Annotated in this window: 2 rRNA genes; both read right to left on the reverse strand. The window is 55.4% G+C overall.

From position 1 onward, the window contains the following. Positions 1-43 precede the first annotated feature (43 nt). A 23S ribosomal RNA gene (locus tag ACFWBU_RS21135) occupies positions 44-3,177 on the reverse strand. A 305-nt stretch (positions 3,178-3,482) separates the two neighbouring features. After that, positions 3,483-5,005, reverse strand: a 16S ribosomal RNA gene (locus ACFWBU_RS21140). Together the 16S and 23S rRNA genes form the textbook arrangement of a ribosomal RNA operon. Positions 5,006-5,221 lie beyond the last annotated feature (216 nt).

A 5,221-nucleotide genomic window follows, 5' to 3' on the forward strand; every position in this document is an offset into this window, starting at 1 on the left:
GTGTGCTGTTTCAGAAACCGCACAGTGGACGCGTAGCACCTTCGTTAGAAAGTCCTCGGCCTATTAGTACCAGTCACCTCCATGCGTTACCGCACTTCCAGTTCTGGCCTATCAACCCGGTGGTCTGCCGGGGGCCTTACCCCCTCGAGGGGGTGAGAAACCTCATCTTGGAACAGGCTTCCCGCTTAGATGCTTTCAGCGGTTATCCCTTCCGAACGTAGCCAACCAGCAGTGCCCCTGGCGGGACAACTGGCACACCAGAGGTTCGTCCGTCCCGGTCCTCTCGTACTAGGGACAGCCTTCCTCAAGTTTCTAACGCGCGCGGCGGATAGAGACCGAACTGTCTCACGACGTTCTAAACCCAGCTCGCGTGCCGCTTTAATGGGCGAACAGCCCAACCCTTGGGACCTACTCCAGCCCCAGGATGCGACGAGCCGACATCGAGGTGCCAAACCATCCCGTCGATATGGACTCTTGGGGAAGATCAGCCTGTTATCCCCGGGGTACCTTTTATCCGTTGAGCGACACCGCTTCCACATGCCGGTGCCGGATCACTAGTCCCGACTTTCGTCCCTGCTCGACTTGTCAGTCTCACAGTCAAGCTCCCTTGTGCACTTGCACTCAACACCTGATTGCCAACCAGGCTGAGGGAACCTTTGGGCGCCTCCGTTACATTTTGGGAGGCAACCGCCCCAGTTAAACTACCCACCAGGCACTGTCCCTGAACCAGATCATGGTCCGAGGTTAGATATCCAATACGATCAGAGTGGTATTTCAACAACGACTCCACAGTAACTGGCGTCACCGCTTCACAGTCTCCCACCTATCCTACACAAACCGAACCGAACACCAATACCAAGCTATAGTGAAGGTCCCGGGGTCTTTTCGTCCTGCCGCGCGTAACGAGCATCTTTACTCGTAATGCAATTTCGCCGAGTCTGTGGTTGAGACAGCAGAGAAGTCGTTACGCCATTCGTGCAGGTCGGAACTTACCCGACAAGGAATTTCGCTACCTTAGGATGGTTATAGTTACCACCGCCGTTTACTGGGGCTTAAATTCTCAGCTTCGCCACCGAAGTGACTAACCGGTCCTCTTAACCTTCCAGCACCGGGCAGGCGTCAGTCCGTATACATCGTCTTACGACTTCGCACGGACCTGTGTTTTTAGTAAACAGTCGCTTCTCTCTGGTCTCTGCGACCACACCCAGCTCAGGAAGTAAATTCCATCACCAGACATGGTCCCCCTTCTCCCGAAGTTACGGGGGCATTTTGCCGAGTTCCTTAACCACAGTTATCTCGATCGCCTTAGTATTCTCTACCTGACCACCTGTGTCGGTTTGGGGTACGGGCCGTGTGAAAGCTCGCTAGAGGCTTTTCTCGGCAGCATAGGATCATGGAATTCCCCTCAACGGGTACGCATCACCTCTCAGGCTATATGCGACACGGATTTACCTATGTCACGCCCTACAGGCTTACACCAGTATTACCACTGACTGGCCCCACTACCTTCCTGCGTCACCCCATCGCTTGACTACTACCACCGAAGGTCCCGTGCATCCAATCCCCAATCCCCCGAAGGGAACAAGGAACCTTCTGGACGGTTAGTACCGATGATTCATCATGGGCGCGTTCACACGGGTACGGGAATATCAACCCGTTGTCCATCGACTACGCCTGTCGGCCTCGCCTTAGGTCCCGACTCACCCTGGGCGGATTAACCTGGCCCAGGAACCCTTGGTCATTCGGCGGACGAGTTTCTCACTCGTCTTTCGCTACTCATGCCTGCATTCTCACTCGCATGGCCTCCACACCTAGGTCACCCCGATGCTTCCATGGCCACACGACGCTCCCCTACCCATCCACACCACTGCACACACTTCCGTAGAAACATGCGGGTGTTATGTGAATGCCGCGGCTTCGGCGGTGTACTTGAGCCCCGCTACATTGTCGGCGCAGAACCACTTGACCAGTGAGCTATTACGCACTCTTTCAAGGGTGGCTGCTTCTAAGCCAACCTCCTGGTTGTCTCAGCGATCCCACATCCTTTTCCACTTAGTACACGCTTAGGGGCCTTAGCCGGCGATCTGGGCTGTTTCCCTCTCGACTACGAAGCTTATCCCCCGCAGTCTCACTGCCGCGCTCTCACTCACCGGCATTCGGAGTTTGGCTGATTTCGGTAAGCTTGTGGGCCCCCTAGACCATCCAGTAGCTCTACCTCCGGTGAGAAACACGCGACGCTGCACCTAAATGCATTTCGGGGAGAACCAGCTATCACGGAGTTTGATTGGCCTTTCACCCCTACCCACAACTCATCCCCTCAGTTTTCAACCTAAGTGGGTTCGGGCCTCCACGACGTCTTACCGTCGCTTCACCCTGGCCATGGGTAGATCACTCCGCTTCGGGTCTAGAACATGCCACTGCAACGCCCTATTCGGACTCGCTTTCGCTACGGCTACCCCACACGGGTTAACCTCGCGACATGCCGCTAACTCGCAGGCTCATTCTTCAAAAGGCACGCCATCACCCACCATGAACTAAATCATGCACAGGCTCTGACGGATTGTAAGCGCACGGTTTCAGGTACTATTTCACTCCCCTCCCGGGGTACTTTTCATCTTTCCCTCACGGTACTTGTCCGCTATCGGTCACCAGGGAGTATTCAGGCTTATCGGGTGGTCCCGACAGATTCACACCAGATTTCACGGGCCCGGTGCTACTTGGGTATTCACATCAACAGTCACCATGTTTTCGTCTACGGGACTCTCACCCTCTACGACAGGCCGTTCCAGACCACTTCGACTAACACGATGATTTCTTACTGTTGGCCGGCTCAGCAGCGCCGACACAATGAACCCCACAACCCCGCATACACAACCCCTGCCAGGTATCACATGTACACGGTTTAGCCTCTTCCGCTTTCGCTCGCCACTACTCACGGAATCACATGTTGTTTTCTCTTCCTGTGGGTACTGAGATGTTTCACTTCCCCACGTTCCCTCCACACACCCTATATATTCAGATGCGGGTAACACGACATCACTCGTGCTGGGTTTCCCCATTCGGAAATCCTCGGATCACAGCTCGGTTGACAGCTCCCCGAGGCATATCGCAGCCTCCCACGTCCTTCATCGGCTCCTGGTGCCAAGACATCCACCGTACGCTCATAAACACTTACTAACAAAGATGCTCGCGTCCACTGTGCAGTTCTCAAACAACACACAACAACCCCTACCGGAACCCACCCACAGGCGGAGAACTTTCGCAGATCATCGTCGCTGATCAAACACTCGCGTGTTCTCTCAGGACCCAACAGTGCACCGATATAACCACCGCAGAAGAAAACATGATGTTCTCTCCGACGCGATAATGCTTGTCAGCGTTCCACCCATGAGCTTCTGCCGCTCCACATACGGGAACGAAACAGTCTCTGCCCACCTCCCCCACACCTGTGTGCAGGAAAGAGAAGGAGAAGTGCTCCTTAGAAAGGAGGTGATCCAGCCGCACCTTCCGGTACGGCTACCTTGTTACGACTTCGTCCCAATCGCCGATCCCACCTTCGACGGCTCCCTCCCACAAGGGGTTAGGCCACCGGCTTCGGGTGTTACCGACTTTCATGACGTGACGGGCGGTGTGTACAAGGCCCGGGAACGTATTCACCGCAGCGTTGCTGATCTGCGATTACTAGCGACTCCGACTTCACGGGGTCGAGTTGCAGACCCCGATCCGAACTGAGACCGGCTTTAAGGGATTCGCTCCACCTCACGGTATCGCAGCCCTCTGTACCGACCATTGTAGCATGTGTGAAGCCCTGGACATAAGGGGCATGATGACTTGACGTCGTCCCCACCTTCCTCCGAGTTGACCCCGGCAGTCTCTTACGAGTCCCCACCATTACGTGCTGGCAACATAAGACAAGGGTTGCGCTCGTTGCGGGACTTAACCCAACATCTCACGACACGAGCTGACGACAGCCATGCACCACCTGTATACCGACCACAAGGGAAACCACATCTCTGCAGTCGTCCGGTATATGTCAAACCCAGGTAAGGTTCTTCGCGTTGCATCGAATTAATCCACATGCTCCGCCGCTTGTGCGGGCCCCCGTCAATTCCTTTGAGTTTTAGCCTTGCGGCCGTACTCCCCAGGCGGGGCGCTTAATGCGTTAGCTACGGCACGGATCCCGTGGAAGGAAACCCACACCTAGCGCCCACCGTTTACGGCGTGGACTACCAGGGTATCTAATCCTGTTCGCTACCCACGCTTTCGTTCCTCAGCGTCAGTTACTGCCCAGAGACCCGCCTTCGCCACCGGTGTTCCTCCTGATATCTGCGCATTTCACCGCTACACCAGGAATTCCAGTCTCCCCTGCAGTACTCAAGTCTGCCCGTATCGCCTGCAAGCCCGCAGTTGAGCTGCGGGATTTCACACACGACGCGACAAACCGCCTACGAACTCTTTACGCCCAGTAATTCCGGACAACGCTCGCACCCTACGTATTACCGCGGCTGCTGGCACGTAGTTAGCCGGTGCTTCTTCTGCAGGTACAGTCACTTGCGCTTCGTCCCTGCTGAAAGAGGTTTACAACCCGAAGGCCGTCATCCCTCACGCGGCGTCGCTGCATCAGGCTTTCGCCCATTGTGCAATATTCCCCACTGCTGCCTCCCGTAGGAGTCTGGGCCGTGTCTCAGTCCCAGTGTGGCCGGTCGCCCTCTCAGGCCGGCTACCCGTCGTCGCCTTGGTAGGCCATTACCCCACCAACAAGCTGATAGGCCGCGGGCTCATCCTGCACCAGTAAACCTTTCCACCACAAAACATGCATCCTGTGGTCATATCCGGTATTAGACCCAGTTTCCCAGGCTTATCCCGAAGTGCAGGGCAGATCACCCACGTGTTACTCACCCGTTCGCCACTAATCCGCCCAGCAAGCTGGGCATCATCGTTCGACTTGCATGTGTTAAGCACGCCGCCAGCGTTCGTCCTGAGCCAGGATCAAACTCTCCGTTGAAGACTCTCGATCAAACCCCGAAGGGCCAATCAGTCAAAGACATCGAGCCAAATCACTAGCATTCAAACTCAAACTAGCAAAACCGATCACCACAGACGGAAGAATGTGATGACCAGCAAAATTGACCATCCACAAAAGCGGATGATCGCACCAAATAATTGGCACTGACATTCATCGGCACACTGTTGAGTTCTCAAAGAACACGCACACACCATC

Source organism: Rhodococcus sp. NPDC060084, assembly GCF_042730335.1.
Lineage (GTDB): Bacteria > Actinomycetota > Actinomycetes > Mycobacteriales > Mycobacteriaceae > Rhodococcus.